General features: G+C 66.1%; 19 protein-coding genes. 10 read left to right on the forward strand and 9 right to left on the reverse strand.

Features of this window, described 5'->3' with window-relative positions; all coding sequences use genetic code 11:
- Nucleotides 1-3 precede the first annotated feature (3 nt).
- Together KIS93_RS35585 and KIS93_RS35590 are read right to left on the reverse strand one after the other, a co-directional pair.
- On the reverse strand, nucleotides 4-990 hold the full coding sequence (locus KIS93_RS35585; protein WP_335673911.1) for a GntR family transcriptional regulator: 987 nt from the start codon (nucleotides 988-990) through the stop codon (nucleotides 4-6).
- A complete protein-coding gene (locus KIS93_RS35590) occupies nucleotides 990-1,277 on the reverse strand; it encodes a hypothetical protein (RefSeq protein ID WP_080043542.1) in 288 nt (95 codons plus the stop codon). The genes KIS93_RS35585 and KIS93_RS35590 overlap by 1 nt, the downstream gene beginning before the upstream one ends.
- Nucleotides 1,278-1,689: 412 nt before the next feature.
- Here KIS93_RS35590 and KIS93_RS35595 point away from each other — a divergent pair, with 412 nt between their 5' ends.
- Together KIS93_RS35595 and KIS93_RS35600 are read left to right on the forward strand one after the other, a co-directional pair.
- On the forward strand, nucleotides 1,690-2,148 hold the full coding sequence (locus KIS93_RS35595; RefSeq protein WP_080043541.1) for a hypothetical protein: 459 nt from the start codon (nucleotides 1,690-1,692) through the stop codon (nucleotides 2,146-2,148).
- Complete coding sequence (locus KIS93_RS35600) at nucleotides 2,121-2,909, forward strand: NsdA family TPR-like regulatory protein (protein ID WP_155128684.1); 789 nt, start codon at nucleotides 2,121-2,123, stop codon at nucleotides 2,907-2,909. Before KIS93_RS35595 ends, KIS93_RS35600 begins: the two co-directional genes overlap by 28 nt.
- Here KIS93_RS35600 and KIS93_RS35605 read toward each other — a convergent pair.
- The gene (locus KIS93_RS35605) at nucleotides 2,906-4,309 is read right to left on the reverse strand and encodes a hypothetical protein (RefSeq protein WP_155128682.1); all 1,404 of its coding nucleotides are present in this window, start codon (nucleotides 4,307-4,309) and stop codon (nucleotides 2,906-2,908) included. The two genes, KIS93_RS35600 and KIS93_RS35605, sit on opposite strands and share 4 nt — an antisense overlap.
- Nucleotides 4,310-4,824: 515 nt before the next feature.
- Here KIS93_RS35605 and KIS93_RS35610 point away from each other — a divergent pair.
- A complete protein-coding gene (locus tag KIS93_RS35610; protein ID WP_080043539.1) occupies nucleotides 4,825-5,334 on the forward strand; it encodes a hypothetical protein in 510 nt (169 codons plus the stop codon).
- A gap of 37 nt (nucleotides 5,335-5,371) precedes the next feature.
- Here KIS93_RS35610 and KIS93_RS35615 read toward each other — a convergent pair whose 3' ends face one another.
- Complete coding sequence (locus KIS93_RS35615) at nucleotides 5,372-6,004, reverse strand: hypothetical protein (protein ID WP_080043538.1); 633 nt, start codon at nucleotides 6,002-6,004, stop codon at nucleotides 5,372-5,374.
- A 177-nt stretch (nucleotides 6,005-6,181) separates the two neighbouring features.
- Here KIS93_RS35615 and KIS93_RS35620 point away from each other — a divergent pair, with 177 nt between their 5' ends.
- Both KIS93_RS35620 and KIS93_RS35625 read left to right on the forward strand, forming a co-directional pair.
- Nucleotides 6,182-6,550 carry a hypothetical protein gene (locus tag KIS93_RS35620; protein ID WP_080043537.1) on the forward strand — a complete coding sequence of 123 codons (369 nt, stop codon included), beginning with the start codon at nucleotides 6,182-6,184 and terminating at the stop codon, nucleotides 6,548-6,550.
- Nucleotides 6,551-6,812: 262 nt separating this feature from the next.
- Nucleotides 6,813-7,325, forward strand: coding sequence for a DUF6650 family protein (locus KIS93_RS35625; RefSeq protein WP_155128680.1), 513 nt, complete (start codon nucleotides 6,813-6,815; stop codon nucleotides 7,323-7,325).
- Nucleotides 7,326-7,850: 525 nt separating this feature from the next.
- On the opposite strand, the gene KIS93_RS35630 is transcribed toward KIS93_RS35625, so the two are convergent.
- From KIS93_RS35630 to KIS93_RS35640, 3 genes are all read right to left on the reverse strand, one after another.
- Nucleotides 7,851-8,111: a site-specific integrase gene (locus tag KIS93_RS35630; RefSeq protein ID WP_080043536.1), complete on the reverse strand. Its 261-nt coding sequence runs from the start codon at nucleotides 8,109-8,111 to the stop codon at nucleotides 7,851-7,853.
- Nucleotides 8,112-8,307: 196 nt separating this feature from the next.
- The gene (locus KIS93_RS35635; protein ID WP_080043535.1) at nucleotides 8,308-8,796 is read right to left on the reverse strand and encodes a DUF4265 domain-containing protein; all 489 of its coding nucleotides are present in this window, start codon (nucleotides 8,794-8,796) and stop codon (nucleotides 8,308-8,310) included.
- Nucleotides 8,797-9,804: 1,008 nt separating this feature from the next.
- A complete protein-coding gene (locus tag KIS93_RS35640; protein ID WP_155128678.1) occupies nucleotides 9,805-10,626 on the reverse strand; it encodes a LuxR C-terminal-related transcriptional regulator in 822 nt (273 codons plus the stop codon).
- A gap of 29 nt (nucleotides 10,627-10,655) precedes the next feature.
- Here KIS93_RS35640 and KIS93_RS35645 point away from each other — a divergent pair, with 29 nt between their 5' ends.
- From KIS93_RS35645 to KIS93_RS35655, 3 genes are all read left to right on the forward strand, one after another.
- Nucleotides 10,656-12,404 (forward strand): C39 family peptidase, encoded by a 1,749-nt coding sequence (locus tag KIS93_RS35645; protein ID WP_080043533.1) that lies wholly within the window; start codon nucleotides 10,656-10,658, stop codon nucleotides 12,402-12,404.
- Nucleotides 12,405-12,467: 63 nt separating this feature from the next.
- Nucleotides 12,468-13,739 (forward strand): hypothetical protein, encoded by a 1,272-nt coding sequence (locus tag KIS93_RS35650; protein WP_155128676.1) that lies wholly within the window; start codon nucleotides 12,468-12,470, stop codon nucleotides 13,737-13,739.
- A gap of 23 nt (nucleotides 13,740-13,762) precedes the next feature.
- Entirely contained in the window at nucleotides 13,763-14,584 is an 822-nt protein-coding gene (locus KIS93_RS35655; protein ID WP_080043530.1) for a hypothetical protein, read from the forward strand.
- Here the strand turns inward: KIS93_RS35655 and KIS93_RS35660 are convergent.
- Nucleotides 14,581-15,774 carry a sensor histidine kinase gene (locus KIS93_RS35660; protein WP_080043529.1) on the reverse strand — a complete coding sequence of 398 codons (1,194 nt, stop codon included), beginning with the start codon at nucleotides 15,772-15,774 and terminating at the stop codon, nucleotides 14,581-14,583. The two genes, KIS93_RS35655 and KIS93_RS35660, sit on opposite strands and share 4 nt — an antisense overlap.
- Nucleotides 15,775-15,811: 37 nt before the next feature.
- Between KIS93_RS35660 and KIS93_RS35665 the strand changes: the two genes are divergently transcribed.
- Nucleotides 15,812-16,468 carry a hypothetical protein gene (locus tag KIS93_RS35665; RefSeq protein ID WP_080043528.1) on the forward strand — a complete coding sequence of 219 codons (657 nt, stop codon included), beginning with the start codon at nucleotides 15,812-15,814 and terminating at the stop codon, nucleotides 16,466-16,468.
- A gap of 599 nt (nucleotides 16,469-17,067) precedes the next feature.
- Here the strand turns inward: KIS93_RS35665 and KIS93_RS35670 are convergent.
- Nucleotides 17,068-17,244 (reverse strand): hypothetical protein, encoded by a 177-nt coding sequence (locus KIS93_RS35670; RefSeq protein WP_155128672.1) that lies wholly within the window; start codon nucleotides 17,242-17,244, stop codon nucleotides 17,068-17,070.
- A 2-nt stretch (nucleotides 17,245-17,246) separates the two neighbouring features.
- Here KIS93_RS35670 and KIS93_RS35675 point away from each other — a divergent pair, with 2 nt between their 5' ends.
- Nucleotides 17,247-17,402, forward strand: a complete 156-nt coding sequence (locus KIS93_RS35675) for a hypothetical protein (protein ID WP_155128670.1) — start codon at nucleotides 17,247-17,249, stop codon at nucleotides 17,400-17,402.
- Nucleotides 17,403-17,964 lie beyond the last annotated feature (562 nt).

A 17,964-nucleotide genomic window follows, 5' to 3' on the forward strand; every position in this document is an offset into this window, starting at 1 on the left:
CCGTCACGTGATCGGGTAGGCGTCTTCCAGCTCGTGCCGGTTGGCAGGTAGCAGGACCTCGACGACGGCTAGGGGCCGGCCGGAGGCATCACGGACAGCGCCGAAGACCGCCAGGAGCGGGATGTTCTTGGGCATGCCCAGTTGCCTGGCCTCGTCGGCCGAGGGCATGCGCGCGGTGATCTGCTCCACGATGTGATCGAACCGGACGCCCTTACGGGCTTGAAGATGCTCCCGCAGCCCCTGCCGCAACGGCTCACCACTGGTGAGATCCGTACCGCCGGAAAGATCCAACGGCAACCAGAGCGACACCAGCTCGGTCGGCTCGGCGTCACGTACGATGAGCCGCCGCCGGACGAACACCTTGCTCTTGGGCGACACGTCGAGCAGCACACCGACGCGGTTCGGAGCAGTGACAGCGCCCACTTCGACAACGTCGCCGGTGGTGTCGTTCTCGGGCGTGGTCAGGTACGCCTGTCCGGGCCGCTTCTGCTCGACGGAGGCCATGGCCGGTCGGCCGCGCACGAAGCGCCCCTTGCCTTGCTGAGACTCGATCCAGCCCTGCTCACGGAGCACGCGCAGGGCGGCGACCACGGTGGGACGGGAGACGCTGAACTCCTGGATGAGCTGGTTCTCACTGGGGAGGAGCGTGCCCGGTGGGTAGTCTCCTGCCTCGATGCGCCTTTGAAGAGTCTGGACAAGCTGCGCATACTTAGGCGGCACGGACTCTAGCGACATCATGACCGTCCAACAGCCGACAGGTTGTTTTACCAAGTTTGAGAGTAACCGGCGAACCACAGCCTGTCCACGCGGTTGGGGCAAGGCCGGGAGCCGTACAGAGGAACCCGGCAGGCAGCCCAGCGGCCGGGCGGGGGAAGGACGCCGCGGGGACCACCACTGCAACTGCCTGCCGGAAAGGCGCGACGAGATAAGGCGGCGGCAATCCCTACCTCCTTTGGTCAGGGAGCGCACTTGTCTCGCCGCGCCGGTCATCACCTGGCGATGTACTCAGACAGAAGCTTCGCCGCGCCCTCGGGATCGCGAGTGGGGTGCCGCTGTTCGGCGCTCTGCCACGAGTAGTAGGCCCCGCCGAACCCGACGAACACCCACACTGGCAGCCCCGGCTCACGCTTGTAGACGACCAGCGCGGTGTTGTCGTCGCGCAACTCGGCGTTGACACCGAGGTGCGTGAGCTGGTCGCGCAGCCGGACGAGCATGTCGCTCTCACGCTGGTTCTGCAGGAAGCCGTTCATCGCGGCCTGCATGATCGAGTTCATCATCCGTTCCCTTCGGCCTGGCCGCCTCCGAGGCAGTCGAGACACTCCCGCTCCTCACTAGGGGTCTGATCTGTGTCGCAGTCGCTGATGAGGAGCGCACGGCGCGAGTCGCGCAGCTTGTTCCCGCGTCCCCGGCAGCCGGGGCACGGCGACGTCTTGCTCATCTCGTCTGGCCGGATCACCGTCGCCATCTCCTCGTTCATCCGGCGTTCCCTGTGGCGGGAGGCCGCGTGACGTACCGTGGTTGAGTGATGACAAGTCCACCGGCAACCGAGTCTGAGCAGGACCCCTGAACGGCCCCCTCATTTCCCCTTTCGAGCCCCCAGCCGGGAGGAAGACCCGAAGATGCCCGACTACGTCCCTAAACGTTCGCCTCCGCGCCTGGCGCAACGAAAGGCACCTCTCGCGCGCCCAGATGGCCGACCAGGTCAACGCCACACCCACAGGCATTGCCGAAAGGCTGACCTGCGACGAGGCGCGCGTACGACGCTGGGAGGCCGGCGAGGTCCGCTGGCCGCGCACGCCGTATCGGCTGGCACTGACGCAACTGACTGGGCTGGAGCCGGAAGCTCTCGGGTTCTCCCAGACCAAGCAGACCGGCAGCGGCCTCATCGAGGCTCGGGTGATCCCCGCCGACGCCCTTCGAGCGGAGGCTGACCTGTACGGGACCGTGGAGCTCGCCCAGCAACTCCAGGCATCCGACGTCGAGAGCGGAACCCTGGAAGCCCTTGCCGAGGCGTCGATCTCCTGTGCCGGGCTTACCCTGTCGTACCCGCGAGCACCCTACGAGACCGAACGCAAAAGCGCCTGGCGCAGATCAACCACCTGCTTGCCGGACGCCTCACCTTGGACCAGCATCGCGAACTGCTCGTGATCACCGGCTGGCTGACCGCCCTGCTGGGCTGCGTCCACTACGACCTGGGCGAGAGGGAAGAGGCCGAAACGGCCCGACGGGCTGCCTTCGAGATGGGCCGCCAGGTCGGACACGGCGAACTCATGGGCTGGGCACACGAAATGTCAGCGTGGTTCGCCCTCGTCGAAGGCCGCTATGAAGACGTCGTTACCGCCGCCCGCATGGGCCAAGCCGTGGCCGGCACCAGCAGCGCCATGGTCCAACTCACCCTCCAAGAAGCCCGCGGTCTTGCCCGCATCGGGGACCGCCGCGAAGCCGATCGTGCTCTGACCCGCGGAGCCGAGGTGCTCGGCAGCCTGCCAGTGCCTGACCACCCCGACCACCACTTCGTTTTTGACCACGCCAAGTGGGTTTTCTACGCCGCCACCTGCTACACATGGCTTGCTGATGATGACCGCGCCGAAGAGCACGCCCGCGAGACCATCCAGATGCATACTCGCCCTGATGGCACCTCTAACGCTCCGATGCGAGTCGCCGACGCGCACATAGACCTTGGTATCGTCCACGCCCGGCGCGGCGATCTCGATGCGGCTGTCAATGAGGGACTGGCTGCGTTCGACATTGATCGACGATCCCTTACTGACCTCGTGAACCGTGCCGGAGATCTCGATCACGTCCTGCGGAAGCGCTACCGACGCGAAGCGCTTTCAGAGGAGTTCCATGAGCGCTTCATAAATGCGCGTCGAGCGCTTCATACTCGAAGACATGAGCTGCTCGACTAGGCTTTAGTGGCAGGAAAGATCTTGTCTACAACAGAATTTATGCGTTCGGATGGGGTAATGCCACCTGATAATACCGCAAGTACTGCGGCGATTAGCAAGGTAATGCGGGCGCTTGATGCAGCTTCAGGGGCGTTGCTAAACAGAGGCAGTGCCGGAATGGCGAACGCCCCGGCACACAGGATTGCAGCTGGCCATAAACGTCCTAAAACGGGTTGCCATTTTCTTTTGACTTCTGCATCTGGCACTGCGGCGAGGAGTGTTTCAAGGTCCCCTTTAGTCCATGCCTCTAAACCTAAGATAAGAGACTCTTCTGTGGCGGCTAAATCTTCGACTTTCGCTGTTCGCACCAAGGCTTCCTTGTGTGACCGGATTGCTTCTGCGAATCTGAGGCCAAGAATTTGAGCCTTTCTGCGAGTCGCGGTGTCCCGATAAGGGACATGCTGGAGCGCGAACTTCTCTGCGTCTTGTGCTGCCCTCTCAAGCTCCGCAACCAATAGACGGATGTAGTTGCCGTTAGCCCACGGGCGAGAATCCGCCCTCTGTTTTGAAGGTGCTTGATTCCCTCCTCCGTGAGCATTTTTCCGTCCATTGGAACGATCACCTTGAGGAGCGATAGGCGGCGGGTCTTGCCTCCGAGGGTCTCGGCACCAGTCAATCCAGTAGGTAATCGTCAATAGGCGAAGCATAACTAGATCAAGCCCGCTTGGGCGCGGATACCTTCGCCGAACAAAATAATAACGCACGGCATAGAAAGTGCTGATAAGCGGCGCCATTAGAACGAATATTATAGCCCAAGCTGCAAATGTCGCCATATCCGGGACGATACTAATAAATGACGGAAATTCGAAGGCGGCGGCCGATATTTGATAGAGCGCTAGTAGATACGATATCGCTAGGGCAATCTGCCCTTCGTGTCTGGCCGTTGGAGTGACCATAGTAAAGGACGTCTCGTTCAAATCATGTCGGCGAAGAACCCGGAATGCTGATGTGGCGAAAAGCGTGATTGGAATCATGAACACAAAGGCGGTGGCTGTTAGTGCGGCACGATGCGTGGTGGGCCTGAAAGACTCGATGCTGGCAGCAACTCCTATGCCGAATGCGGCGATGGCGAATGTCGCAGTGGAGGCGATTGCGAACATCAATCGAGGAGAGATCATCCAATATATGGCGCGTCGGCATGTTGCGGAGACCGCCTTGCGCCTTACTTTGTCGCGCAAATCATCGGGCATGTTGCGAATGTTGGAGCTATAAAAAGAAACGAGTCGTGCATGGCGTGTCGCCATGCTATATGCCCGCTCAAGGCGGGTGGCTTTGCTGGTAGGCCATTTTCGTGCGATGGTGAGCACAATCCTGCCAATATGGTCTTGCTTGAGTAGGGAGTGAATGGAGGCTAGCCGCATGCATAGAGTATGGAGCACTTGATGCCCTGCTTGGAGCCAGATCGCCAGATGATTCGCATGTCGGACGAATGAGTATGAAGCGGTGGGTGAGCGTATCGGGACGCGTGATTAGCAAGAGATCGGTGCGTTGCCGAATTGTCCTTACGAGGATCAAGCGGCGGCGCGGCGCGCCGCCGTACAGCGGCCCGTCGCTTGCCCGCCGCCCGGGGCATGCGGCCTGGGGGCCGGTCCCGGGCGGCGCAGCACGGGCCGCCACACCGACCGCCGCACCCGCCGACCAAAGCGAACTCACCGACCCTGGCGCCACGCCGCCGCACGAATACAGCCCTACGATCGCCACGTGTGGGCTGGCCTCCGTCGTTGGCCGGGGGCGATCGACGAGCCGGTGCTTCGTTCCTCAGCACCGGCTCACCAGATAGCGGCCCGCCTGCCCGTAGTTCCACCCGTATCTCCCGCGCCCGTAGCCTGTCCTCGGCACGATTCACGATCATGACCTCGTCGACAGGAGCGCACACATGAGCGCCATGCACGACTACTACCGCGCTCCCGATCGCGCCACCGCAACCTGGCGACCAGACGAGCTTCGGGCGTCAGCCAAACCCCTCCCCGATGCTCCATTGTTCGACGTCGTGGAAACCAAGTGGATCGATCCCACCGGATCCCTCGGCGAACTCGTGGCCGTCATCAAGGGCGTCCCCTACTCCAACGACCTGGTCCAGACCGTCACCTTGTACCCGCCGCCCGAAGGGGCGCTAAAGACCGAAGACGAATGGCTGGCACTGCCGGAGGGCTCTCCCTATCGCGAGGGACCAGAGATCGAGGAACTATCGGTGAGCGTCCGCGACGCACTGGCCGAGGTCGATGACGCCCGCCTGCCCGAAGTGGCCCAACGATGGATGAATGAAGATGTCTCCAGCTTCCACGACAGTGATCATGTGCTCGATCTGGTCAAGGAGTTCGTCGCGCTGGCGCGAAGGGCCAAGGAGAGCGATCAACTGCTCTACTGCTGGTGGATCCCCGGCTAGTCAAGATCCCGAATACACGCCGAACGCCGCGACGCGATCAAGACAGCTCACCGATTGGCGCGACGGTATGCGTTCCATCGCCCGTGCAACGCCAAACGGCGATCCCATGTACCAGCTCGGCACGCAGGCCCCGATCGTGAGTGGCGCAGACGGGCCAGACCTTCCACGTTAGCTCCATGATTACTTCTTGGGTGGCATCGGCCACGCATGCAAGCGCCCCTTGGACGTCGCCTCCCGCGATGGGCGGGATGCTGGTGCCGTGGTTACTCCAATACCCACCCTGGAACTCCACCCAGGCATGACCATTGTCGTCCCGGTCGTGGGTGATCAATCGAAGCGTTCCAGTGATTTCCGCGGCTCGGACGTCGCGCTCCACGACCTTCAGCGCCTGCTCCAGCACATCCCACATCCTCGGTTCGAGGGCGAAGGTAGGCTCGAAGCCGGTGTCGCGTAGAAGGCTTTCGCCCAGACGGGTCAGATCGGCCGGGGGCAGGCGGGCCGCAGGGCGTTCAAGGAGCTCCTGCGTAGCCGGAGTGCTCACACCCCACTCCTCCAGCGAGCAGGCAAGTTCGAGGACAGGTTCGGCGTCCAGGCCACCGTCGCGCAATGCCGTATAGATATGGCCTGTCAACTCGTCGATCAGCTGCTTGGCTTGCTCTTCGGAGTGCACGCTGTAGTGTCGCCCACCGGATGAACCCAGGCAAGCGAGATCTTCCGCGTGTCATCGACGCTGCACGACGGACCCGAGGTGCCCTGGCCCGCTTCTCCTGCGGTGAATCGATGGCAGACGGAGTGACCAGGCCAGGCGCGGCTTGCGCTGATCCGCCACACCCGTGAGGCTGCCGGCATGGTGACCGTAGGTCAGCTCCGCGTGTACCTCGAAGGACTACCGGACGACACGCCCGTCGTGATCGATGTCCGCTCCGGCGAGGAGTACGTGAGGGTTGAAGACATCCGCTCCTCCAACGACGACCACAGCACGGCGCACCGCCCTAGGGTCAAACTGACGGTACGCAGGGTGAAACGCGATGAGATCCAACAGGAGCTGAACGACCTGCGGGCCGGCCTCTGTTACACATTGGGCAAGTACCACAGTGAACCAGGGCCGCAAGGACTGACAGTTATCACAGTGCTCAGCGATCAGGAGATCTACGCGGAGATCCGGCGACTACGCGATCTGGCCGAGCAAAAGGAGAAGCACAGCCGAGAGTCGTGACCGCCGTGCCAATAGCGCGCCATCAAGGGGAGTGACAAGGGGTCAACCACGGTCACTCGAGACCAGCCTTCGTCGCAGGTCAACGCCGCTACGAGCCAGGATCCCTGCAATTCCCAAGCTGACAGAGCGCATCCAATCCACAGCATCCGTCAGTCGAGGCTTGACCATGTTAAGACGAATCACCGACGCGGCTCTATGTTGATCAAGTCCTGATGGCGGGAAATTCTCGTCACTTGCCATTGTGGGGCACTACGCTCAGGCTATGGGTCGCATACCGTACGAAGTCACAGGAGTGAGCACGCCACTCTTCGGCATCCAGTGGCAAAAGACGAGTACAGATCGCAGGATTGCCCGTGAGGTGATCGTTTTTCTCGAAGATCGCAGGCTGCTTTTCGGGGATCGACACGTCGAAGATGAAGGGCACTGTGTTCGCTCGGCCCTCCAGATTCGGGCATTCCTTACCGAACAACTCAAGCGGCATGAGATGGGGCGGGAGCTCTCTACTGCGTTGAAGGCAATGCGGGCCGCCTGCCGTCAGTTCGTGGATGTTGCTGGTCCGCAAGGCGAGAACTTCGGCTATCGGATGGGTCCTATAGGAGCCAACCGATTTGGACTAGCGCTCGGTGACCTACGATCCCAGATGGGCTTTTACGTCGCCGCAATAGCTACTCAGTACAAGATCGAAGTAGATGACGATCTCGCTACCATCCTCCCGCCGCCTCCTGAGGACGAGGACGAAGATGTCTCCTGGTTTCCTGGTTTTGGAGGAGAGTAGCCTCCCCGGACAGACTCGTGATCGTGGGCTCTTGGCGGTAGCGACCTTGTCGTTGCGCCCTGTTCCTCTGGCGACCAATACGGCGGCCTGTGCCGGCTGAGAGATCGCGCATAGCGCCGCCATGGATGTGGTCGATCTGCTGTGCAATATGCATGCAATGATCTTGTGTGCTAGAGGCGCACGATAGGGTCCCGCCCCAGGCCGACGCGTATATGAGAAGCACAACGGTCACGAGCTGTAAAACCGTCGGCTCAGCCTACGCAAGTTCGAACCTTGCACCTGCCACCAGCAGTAACAGCAGATCAGAGGCCCTTCGGGGCCTCTTCTGCGTTTCAGGGGTGTGCAGCCAGATGCAGCCCTGAGCGGGCCGGTTGTCGGTGGTCACGGGATATACGCGGGATGGACCCGGGCGCGTTTCACCAGGTCGAGGCCCATGATCCGGAGTATGTGCGGGATGACGCGGCCCTGCAACGCCGAAAGGCCCCGGGGGAAGCCAGAGCCTTTCGAGTGGTGCCGTTCGTGATCTCATGCGGTGAGTACGTCCGCGATCCGCTGGTTGACGCTCTCTTCCTGGCCGTCGATGCATTTGGCATAGACCCTGAGCAGGACATCCACCCCGTGTCCGGCACGGGCGGCCACCTCTGGGGCCGGGACGCCGCCGTTGAGCCAGAGTGAGACGGCCGCGTGCCGCAGGTCGTACGGTCGCCGTGCGAGCGGTGAGGCGACCTGAGCCGGTGTGAAGGCGAGAGTGCGGGCTTCCTGCCAGACCTCGGTGTAGGCCGTCAAGCGCCGGCGCGGCGCGGCGCCGTACCCCGGCCCTCCGCCCGCCCGCCGCCCCGGGCGTGCAGCCTGGGGGCCGGTCCCGGTCGGCGGCGGGACACCGGGCCGGGCACCGCACGCCAGCCCCGCCGTACGAACCGAACGCACCGGCCGGGGTTGCCACGCCGCCGCACGATTACAGCCTTCACTGCGGCTGCAGGGCTCATTGGTTCACCTGTTGCCAAGCTGCACGGTGACGATCCGAAATACATCCCTCCTCAAAATCGAAGAGACCAGCCGCCCTGTTCTCGTCCAGCCAGGCCCGAAGCCTCCCATAAGGCAACTCCGAAGGAATGTTCACCGCGATCAAGTTCGGGAACGCTGAGACGCCCTCCCAATCGCAACCCAGATCTGCCAGCCTGGCACGGACCTCTGCCACGCATGCCTCGTCGTGGAACACGATCCGCACCGTCGAATGACCCGACTCCCGCACCAACGATTCGTACTCCCGCAAGCCGCCAGCATCGGCTTGGCGTATTCGGACCTCATCGCCCCAGGCCACCCCACACACGAAGAACGGGACGTTGGCCAGTCGCACCACATGAGGATCCTCAGTGAGCTCTCCCCACACCGACTCCGCTCCCACCGGAGGCCACCCATCCTCATCCCTGTCCAGGTGGAAGAGAACCTTCACCCGATCGCTGACGGTCATCACGGCTCCTTCGCCGGGCGGTGCGGCTGACTGTGAGTAAACCAACCCTTCGCCTCCGGCGGGGGGCGCTCCGGCTCCGGGATGATCGCCGTGCCGGGGAGCGGGGCCGTAGGTGGCTGAGGTGGAAGCCTGATCATCCCGTCCGCCATCGACCCGGGACAAGCCGAGCGGGCCAGGGCCACGGGTACCAGATCGTTCGTCCGGTGGGGCGCTCCATCTGGTACCCGTGGCCCTGGCCCGCTTCCCCTTCGGGCGGGTCGACGGCAGATGGGATGATCAGGCAGGTGAGGTGCGCGCTATCCGCGCATAGGTACATCGTCGCCGTACGCTACTCGGGTCGCTGGATTGGGGAAGCCGGGTACCTGAATCAAGATCCGGGATATTTGCGGGATGATCTATGGCGCGCGCGACGAGTTGTCGACAGCTTGCTGAGGTCAGCCCACGGATTCGTCCGCAGTCCGCGACGCCCTGTAAAACCGTCGGCTCAGCCTACGCAAGTTCGAACCTTGCACCTGCCCCACCAGCGCGAAGAGGCCCGTCACCAGCGGAAACGCGGTGACGGGCCTCTCGCTTTGTGTCCGGCCGTCTACGGGTGACATCGGCGCTCTACGGTTGATCGTTCCCTGGCGATCATGGGGTGGTGAACCGCAGCGAACTGTGCCGTTGCCGACGCACCTGTGAGATCCACGATTCGGTGGCGCAACGATTGAGCCACCGGGTGCGGTTGCGGGCCGGAGAATGACCGTTGCGGCCGGGCGGGTTGCCCGGCCGCAAACCACATCAGGCGTCAGGCGGTCAGGTGGTGCACGAGGCAGGTGACGGCGCCCGGGCAATGATGAGGAACTGAGAGTGTGCAGGTCACAGGCTCGAGGCTTGGCGGTTTTGGTGTCAGCCTTGGTCCTGCTGGCACTGGAAGCTGCTCGGCCGGCAGTTCGGCTGGTCCCGCACCATGAACGCGGTGGACGCGGTGGCCGCGGTGAGGAGTGCCGCGGCCGTCCGCAGGAAGGTCTACAGTTCGTCGCCGAAGCGACGCAGGGCCGACCGGGTCAGGTCGGCCTTGTTCCCCGCGTGCAGTTTCGCGCGGATGCGCTCCACGTGAGAGTCGACCGTGGCCTTGCTGATGCCCATGCGGCGGGCGATCTGGCCGTGCGTCTGGCCGCGGGCGATCCAGCGCAGCGTCTCCTCCTCGCGAGGGGAGAGCGGGACGAGCGGATCGTCCTGTGCCGCGCCTTCCGCGCTGTCGTCCCGTGGGGTTTCGGCCAGCGCGGCCAGGTCGGCGAGCAGCGCATCGGCCAGGTGCGGGGAGAGCGCGAACCCTCCGGAGGCGACGGTCGTCACAGCGGCCAGCATCAGCAGGGCGCTCGCGTCCTTGGTGACGTATCCCCTGGCCCCCGCTCGTACGCAGGCCAGGACGTCTCCGGGACGACGTGAGGCGGACATGACCAGGACCGGCACCACCGGGCTCAGGGTCGCCACGGCGTCGATGGCGGGCCTGTCCTCGACCAGGTAGAGGTCGTGGACCACCACGTCGAGCCGGTCGTGCGGAGGCAGGAGGGCGGTGTCGGCCACCGACGCCTCGACCTGGATGTCCGGTGCGGCTGAGAGCATATGTTCCACTCCGTGACGGGCCACGGGGTGATCGTCGACGATCCCAACGCGAATCATGCCTTGATAGTGGTGCTTTCGCCGGCGACTGTCGACCGCTCTCATGAGCTTCTCGTGCCGCTCCCGTAGACGCACCACATGACTCCCGTTAATGGGGTGGTACATCCCATCTGGGATTTTTTCCCGGATTTTGCGCGGCCCTCCCGAACAGGACAGTTGAGCCATCCCCACCCGACGTCCTGACGGAGGACACCATGTTCAGCCGCCCCACCTCGCGCATCCTCGCCGCCGGCGCGCTCGCGACCGCCGCCATGCTGACGCAGTCCCTGCCCGCGACCGCCGCTCCCTCCCCCGCCACGAGCGCTGTCTCCCCGGACACCCTGTCCACCCGGCTCGTGGGCAAGCAGTACGAAGTGCTGGTCGACGGCGTGGTCAAGGCCCGCTTCCCGGTCACCGACCTCGCCTACACCGTGGAGGCGGCGCTGAGCCCCGACGGGGCGCGCGCCACGGTGATTCCCGATTTCGACAGCCATCACGGCAGCGGCCTGTGGGTGCTCGACGTCGCCACCGGCTCCAGCCGGCGGGTGCTGTCCGCGCCGGTCACCTCGGCCGTGTTCGGGCCGGGCGAGCGACTGGCCTCGGCCGAGGACCGTACCGGCTCCGCCGTGATCCGCGTCGGCACCGCCACGGACGCGGGCCAGGCGGTCGCCACGGTTCCCGGCCGGGACGTGCGCGTCCTCGGCTGGGCCGCCGACGGCACCTCCCTGTTCGTCACCTCTCGTCCTGAGCAGGCGGATCTGTTCTACGCGGAGTCACTCATGCGCGTCGACCTCGCCGACGGGAAGGTGTCGCCGGTGCTGAAGAGCGACCTCTCCGCGCACAAGATCTACTCCGCCTTCCGCCTGCCGCAGGTGAACGGCGAGCAGCGGGTGAGCTACGTGGCCACGGACGCGAAGGACGTCTGCATGGGCACCAGCGAGCTGGGCCTGGCCAGCACGACAGGCGAGCAGGTCCGGCGCTTCGGCACCGACCGCGCCGTGCACTACCGCGACGGCCTTTGGAGCGAGGACGGCACCACCGTGACGTACGAGGTGCAGTCCTGCCCCGACCGCAAGGCCGGCAAGCAGGCGTCCGAATCGCGGGCCTCGTCGGTGAACGGCGTTTGGACGGCCGACGTCGCCCGCGGCACCCGTACCCGTCTGGTGGACGGCATCTCCGCCGCCTACCAGCTGAAGGCTCAGCGCGGAGGCGTCGCCGTCGGCACGCCCAGGGACGGCATGCGGGTGATCGACCCGTCGGCCCCGGTGTCGGCCGCGACGCTGGACACGCCGGCGACGGGCAAGGTGACGCTGGCCGACAAGAGCAGGACCGTCACGGGCGGGGTCAGCACGAACGCCGTCCACCTGCCGACGCCGAGCGTGTACATCCACCAGCTCTGGGACACCGAGGACGCCTTCGACGGCAACTGGGCGTGCGCGCCGACCTCGGCCGTGATGGCTCTGGCCGGGTACCAGCTCAAGAACCAGTTCCCGGTGACGGTGAGCTCCCCCTACAAGCACGTCTCGCCGTACGGGGGTTACATCACCCGCGAGTACACCTCCCCGGACGGGAAGACGCGGTTCACCTACAAGGCGCCCGACCGCAACGGCAACTGGTGGGCGGGCGCGTACGGCTGGGTCGTCGGCGACGACGGCTATGGATACCTGAGCTACCTGCTGTCCTTCCTCAAGGCGAACAGCGCCAGCCCGCACCAGCCCGCGGCCGGGGTCGACCAGGCGGCGTGGGTTCGTAGCGAGATCAACAAGGGCTACTTCGTCATCGCGGGCGGCACGTACGGGCTCGGCGGCAGCGGCCACTACGCCGTGATCGTCGGCTACGACGACAACGGGAACTTCCTGGTCAACGACCCGTACGGCAAGTACGCCTCCGGGAACTACGATCCGGACCACCCCTTCACCTACAGCTGGAACTTCATCAGCCCCTCCGTCCTGGTCGCCACCTGATCCCCTTCGCGCCGGGGGCCGACAGGCTCCCCGGCGCGTCTGCCTGCCACGAGGAGCACGACCATGAACTTCACGCCCCCGAGCCGCCGGGCCTTCCTGTCGGCCGCCGCCGCCTTACCGCTCGCCGCCGTCGCCCCCTGGGCCGGTCCGAGGAAGCGGCTCACCACGTCCCCACGGGCCGTCTGCTGGACCATGAGCCCGGACGCGGCCGCCGGCGGCGCTTGGACGTTGCGCGGGTACGAGCCTTCGGGCCGCGTCACCGGAGAGATCCCCGGGCTCTCCTCCGACGTGCGGCGCAGCGCGGACGGCTCACGGATCCTGCACCCTTGGTCCCGCCGCGGCGGCGCGGCGCTGGTCACGGTCGTCGGCGTCTACGACGCCGGCGACGGCCGGCCTCTCGGCACGGTCACCGGCGCGCCGATCCCTGTGGACGACGCGCCGCTCGCCTGGGACGACGTCGAGGTGCGGTTCAGCGCGGACGGGCGCAGGGCGGCCGTCCTGCACCGGGTGAACCGCCAGTGGAACCCTCCGGCGGGCAAGCAGGCGGACAGCGCCGGCTTCCGGCACACCTGTGCCGTGTCCCTGGAGATGATCGACCTTTCGGCCGGTCGGAGCGCCGATCTGATCGAGCTGGAGCCCGCGCAAGAGGTGGTCCCGGCCGCGCGGGCGCTCGTCCGCCTGTCGGCGGACGGCGCGCGGGTCCACGTCTTCGACCGCGGGACGGTGATCGCGGTCGCGTTCGACGGCAAGCGGCTGTCACGTGGCGGCCCTGGCCGAGCGGGGCTGACGGCGGGCACCGTACCCGTGCCGGGTGGCGCCATGCTCTGGTACGGCGGCGGAGAGGTTCATTGGGCCACGCCGGATGATCCGGGTGTGGTGCGAAAGCACCGGTTCGCCCGTCCGTCGGCACACGCGTTCTTCGGGCGGCGGCTCGCGCTCGCCGATCCGGTCGGCGGCACCGTCGAACTGCTGGACGCCGCATCCGGCCGAAGTGCGGGAATCCGGTCACTGCGCGGCGGAGCAGCCGCGGGAAACGCCCGGGGGAACCCCGGGGCCACCGACGGTGCCCTCGCGTTCGGGGCGGACGGCTCCAGCCTGTGGATGGTGGACGGCCTGGCCGAGCCCGGCGGGCTCTGGCGGCTGCCGGCCTCCGGAGCGGGCGGCGCGCGTCACCTGCTCGCCGGTACTCCGCTCACCGAGGTGCGGGCCGCGCCGGACGCGGTGTTCGCGCTGAGCGCGGCCCAGGGCCGACTCCACGTGCTGTCCCCCTCCGGAACGGCCGGTTCCGCCATCGAGACCCCAGGCGCGCTCCGCCTCCTACGCGACGACGACTGAACCCCCTACCAGCGGAGACGACGATGACCATCCAATGGGGAGCCGACTCCCTGCTCCCGCTCGACTCGCCCTACAACGGCACCACGGTCGCCGACCACGTGATCAACCACTACTACGCGGGCCAGCCTCACGACCAGATCGTGTTCTGGGGACGCTACTTCACCAACGCGTACTACCCCCAGTACACCTGGCGCGGCGACGGAGAGGCACGCGCCCTCGTCAACGCCGTGCGAGGTTATCGCCCGGGCGGCTCCGGCTGGGTCGTCCCGATCGACGTGCCCGACCAGAGCGCGGTCGGCGGCGGCTACGGGGCGGGGTACGCCGAGGGCCTGACGTTCGCCGACGCCATCACGGCCGCGCTGAGCGCGATCGTCTCGCTGCCCGGCGGCCAGACCCTGCACGTCTACCTCGACGTGGAGAACGGCTCACTGATCAGCACGGCGTACTGGCAGGGCTGGGCGAGCGCCGTCAACAACCACAAGATCGGCACGGCCTACCCGCTATACGCCTGCGCCTACCTCGGCAGCATCGGCGGTGGAACCGGCTCAGCCAACGCCGCCACCATCGCGGCCGCACAGGTCAGCGTGGCCACCAAATGCTACGGCGTCTGGAGCAACCAGCCGCAGCTCGCGGGCGGCGTCGCCGCCTGCTCCTCACCCGGCCCGTCCTGGGCGCCGGCCACGGCGGCGGGACTACCCGCGCTGATGTGGCAGTACGGCGACGCGGGGGTGTGCCGGCAGTACTACGGCATGAACACCCCCGTCGACCTGAACGTCACCGATCCCGGCACGACCGGCCCGTACGGCAACGGAGAGTGCGACTACATGCTGTGGTGCCACACCTAGCCGGAACGGATCAGCCGCGGGTCGGACACCTGTACCGGGACCAGCAGTTCGACGTACGTGCCCGCCTGGGGAGCGCTGTCCAGCATGACCTGGCCGCCGACCTCCTCAAGGCGCTGCCGTACGGACCGGGTCAGTCCCGTGCCGCCCCGCGGCTCGCCCGTCTCGAACCCGGCGCCTTCGTCGGCCACGCTCACCACCAGCGCGCCGCCCTCGAAGCCGGCGCTGACGACGGCAGCGTTGACCCCGGCGTGCTTGCGCACATTGGTGAGCAGTTCGCGCACGGCGCCCGCAACCGCCGCCACGACCTCGGCCGGGACCTGGCGGCACAGCTCCTTCCTGCCGCGCAGCCGGGCATCGGTCAGGTCGACGTGCAGGCCGCGCCGAGTGTGCTCGGAGACCACCTGCTGCAGCGCGCCCACGATGTCGTCCGCCTGCTCGGACACCCCGCCCTCCACCACGGTACGCAGCCAGCGCGTCTCGGCCCGCAACTGCTCCCCGAGCCTGGTCGAGTCCAGTTCACCGCTGCTGACCAGGATCTCCATCGTCTGGAGGACCCGGTCGTGCAACATCCGGCTGTAGCGGTTCATCTCCTTGTCGCGGGCCATCTCCTCCGCCCTGGCCAGCGCGACGGCCCAGCCCTCGTCGGCCGACCTGCCCGAACGCCTCAGCTGGCCGGCGAGGAGCCAGGCGATGCCGCTGTTGACGAAGTAGCTGATGGTGTTGGGCAGGTCGTTCCAGCCGCCGCCCATGTAGCCGAACTGCGCGACGAGGTAGGAGGCCGCGAGGGCGGCCGTGGCCGCCAGCATCGGCGCCGGGCGGGTGATCGCGACACCCACGCCCACGCAGGCCAGCAGCGAGAACGGATACATGAAGTACGCCCAGGTGTGGCTGCCCTCCGGCGCGAGCAGCGGCGCCCCGGCCAGCACGCTCGCGCAGCAGAACGCGACGTCCAGCACCACGGCGCGGACCGGCATGGCCCACCGGCGCACGAACCACGCGATGACCGCGGCCGCCTCCGCCACCAGCAGCAGGCCCAGCCCGACCGCCCCCCAGGGCAGCCGGTAGTGGACGAACCCGGTGATCAGCGCCGTCGGGATCTGGACCAGCCCGCCGACCCTGAACAGCACGAACGCCATCACCAGGACGCGCTCGGCGCGCGCCGCGTTGCCGGCGCCCTCACCCGCTCTCATCCGGCGTCCTTTCCTGAGCCTAGGTCTTTTACCTGACATGACCTACGCGCGGCCGGCGGCCATCGTGGGGCACATGAACACCTCCCGATCCGTGGCCCGCGCCACCACCGTCTGCCTCGCCGCCCTGGGGGCGTCCGCCGCGCTGATGAGCGCCCCTCAATCTCCCGCGTACGCCCTCGGCCCCGGCCAGGCCTGCGTGTTCCTCGAACCGGAAGGCGCCCCCGTCCCGGTGCTCGGCAACGTGGGCCACATCGGCTGGGGCTTTCTCGTCGCCGGGAGCGACCAGTGGATCTATGGCTCGACCGAGAACCCCAACGGGGACTACCAGATCTACGCTCCCGGGTTCAATGGTGCCTGGTCGGCCCAAGGGAACTACGCGAGCATGCTGAACGACTTCGTCACCCAGCGGCACTTCCCCGCGACGGCCAAGCAGCCCGGCCCTGCGCATCCGTACACGTCGTACAAATGCGTGAAAACGGACGGCAGCTCCGTCGGAGCGGCGAAGACGGCCGCGAGCGGCAACCTCACGGCCGGGTACACCGGCATCGGAAACAACTGCCTCGACGCCACGATCCGCGTGCTGAACGCGTACGGCGTGCCCGGGCTGCCGTCCGCGTCGTTCTATCCCTATCCCAACAACTGGTTCAACGCCCTCGGCACGGGATGGACGGCCGGACGCCTTCCGGCCGCCTGAGCCGCCGTTCGTCGCGGCGGCGTGACGCGTCATGCTCAGGGGCGCACCCGGCACGGGTCTCCTCCAGCGGTCCGCGGCTCAGCGGCAGATGCCAACCGAGATCATATTCTCGGTCAGAGGTCCCAGTAAACCGGGCGATTCCGGGTCATCAGCCGACGTGAACATGGGGGCGGCGCTCCGGGGCGGCCTCGGTCTTGTCCCCGCGGCCCTGGGCCGCTTCCCCTTCGGGCAGGACGACGGCAGACGGGATGATCAGGTCGCAGGGTGCGCGTCTCGCGCGAGAAACACCAGGCCGGCCGCCGTGCAATTGAACGGGGTGACGAGGGGTCGACCACGGTCACTCACGGCTGAGTTTCCGCCCAGCTCAGAACCTTCACGTGCCGCGATCCTTCCAGTTCCCAAGCCTGACAGCGCGGCATAGCTCTGCGACGAGGCTCGCCTTCCGCCAGAGCACGCGTACCACCGGCCGGAAGTCGGACTCGTGAACGAAGGGACACCACAATATCTGGCACACGTCCGTGTCCGGCGGGAACGGCAGCTCAGGTACGTCCCGGGCATGCTCCTGTGAAGTCTTCGTGGTCAGGAGACATGCAGAACGGTCAAGGCTCGCCGATGGGCCAGAGCAGCGGACCGCCCATGGAACTGTCCGCAGGCGAAGGCGCTCCGGAACGCGGGTGCAGCCGGACGGCGATCTTGCTCTGACCGGCCAGTTCGGGAAAGAGCTTCGCCACGTCGAACGGCGCCGGGGGCGTCGTCAGGCCGACGTCTTCGATCATCGATGACGCAGTTCGAGTGTCAGCCCGCGATGAGCGCCGCACCGGCGTCTGCTACGACAACCACGGCCGAATCGTTCTTCTCCGCGCTGAAGAACGAGTGGTTGCACCGCTTCGTCTTCGTCACCCAGGTCAAGGTGAAAAGCCAGGTCATGCGCTAGGTCGAGGAATTCTGCAACGGTCGGCGCCTGCGCTCGGCTACCGGCCACCATGCCTGTCTCAATCAACGCGTTGGCGCTGGCCAACTTCGCAGTGGTAGCAGCGATCCACTTGATCGTCATGGTTGTACCACTCATGATCACCGCAGTCGCGGCGACTCTTTCTCGCCACTCCAAGATCAATAAGACGCCATGGCAAACGGCTGCGAAGCTGGGTTCTCCAGCGGTACCGCCCTTCGTGTCTGATCACGGGACAAGCCCCTTTCTCTCTTCGAACAACGGTAGACAATCGGGCAGCTTCGGTGCGATGCAAATTCGGCCCGGCCACCTCCTAACTGATCTTCCGTCGCCGTCGTCCTATCTGGGAGGGCGCGGGCCAAGGGCGAAAGGTCAAGGTGGAACTCGCCACTGGAAGACCGACCATCGCTTCGCCCTTGGTCTGCTTGGCTTGTTCTGGGGCGACAGCGACGGAAGATCAGGCTTCCACTTCAGCCTCGCTATCTTCCCGGAGCCTGAGACGGCGGGGAGTGACGGGGAGCCTGGGGGCACGGCGATTCGTTCGCAG

Source organism: [Actinomadura] parvosata subsp. kistnae (assembly GCF_900323885.1).
In the GTDB taxonomy this organism is placed as follows: domain Bacteria; phylum Actinomycetota; class Actinomycetes; order Streptosporangiales; family Streptosporangiaceae; genus Nonomuraea; species Nonomuraea composti.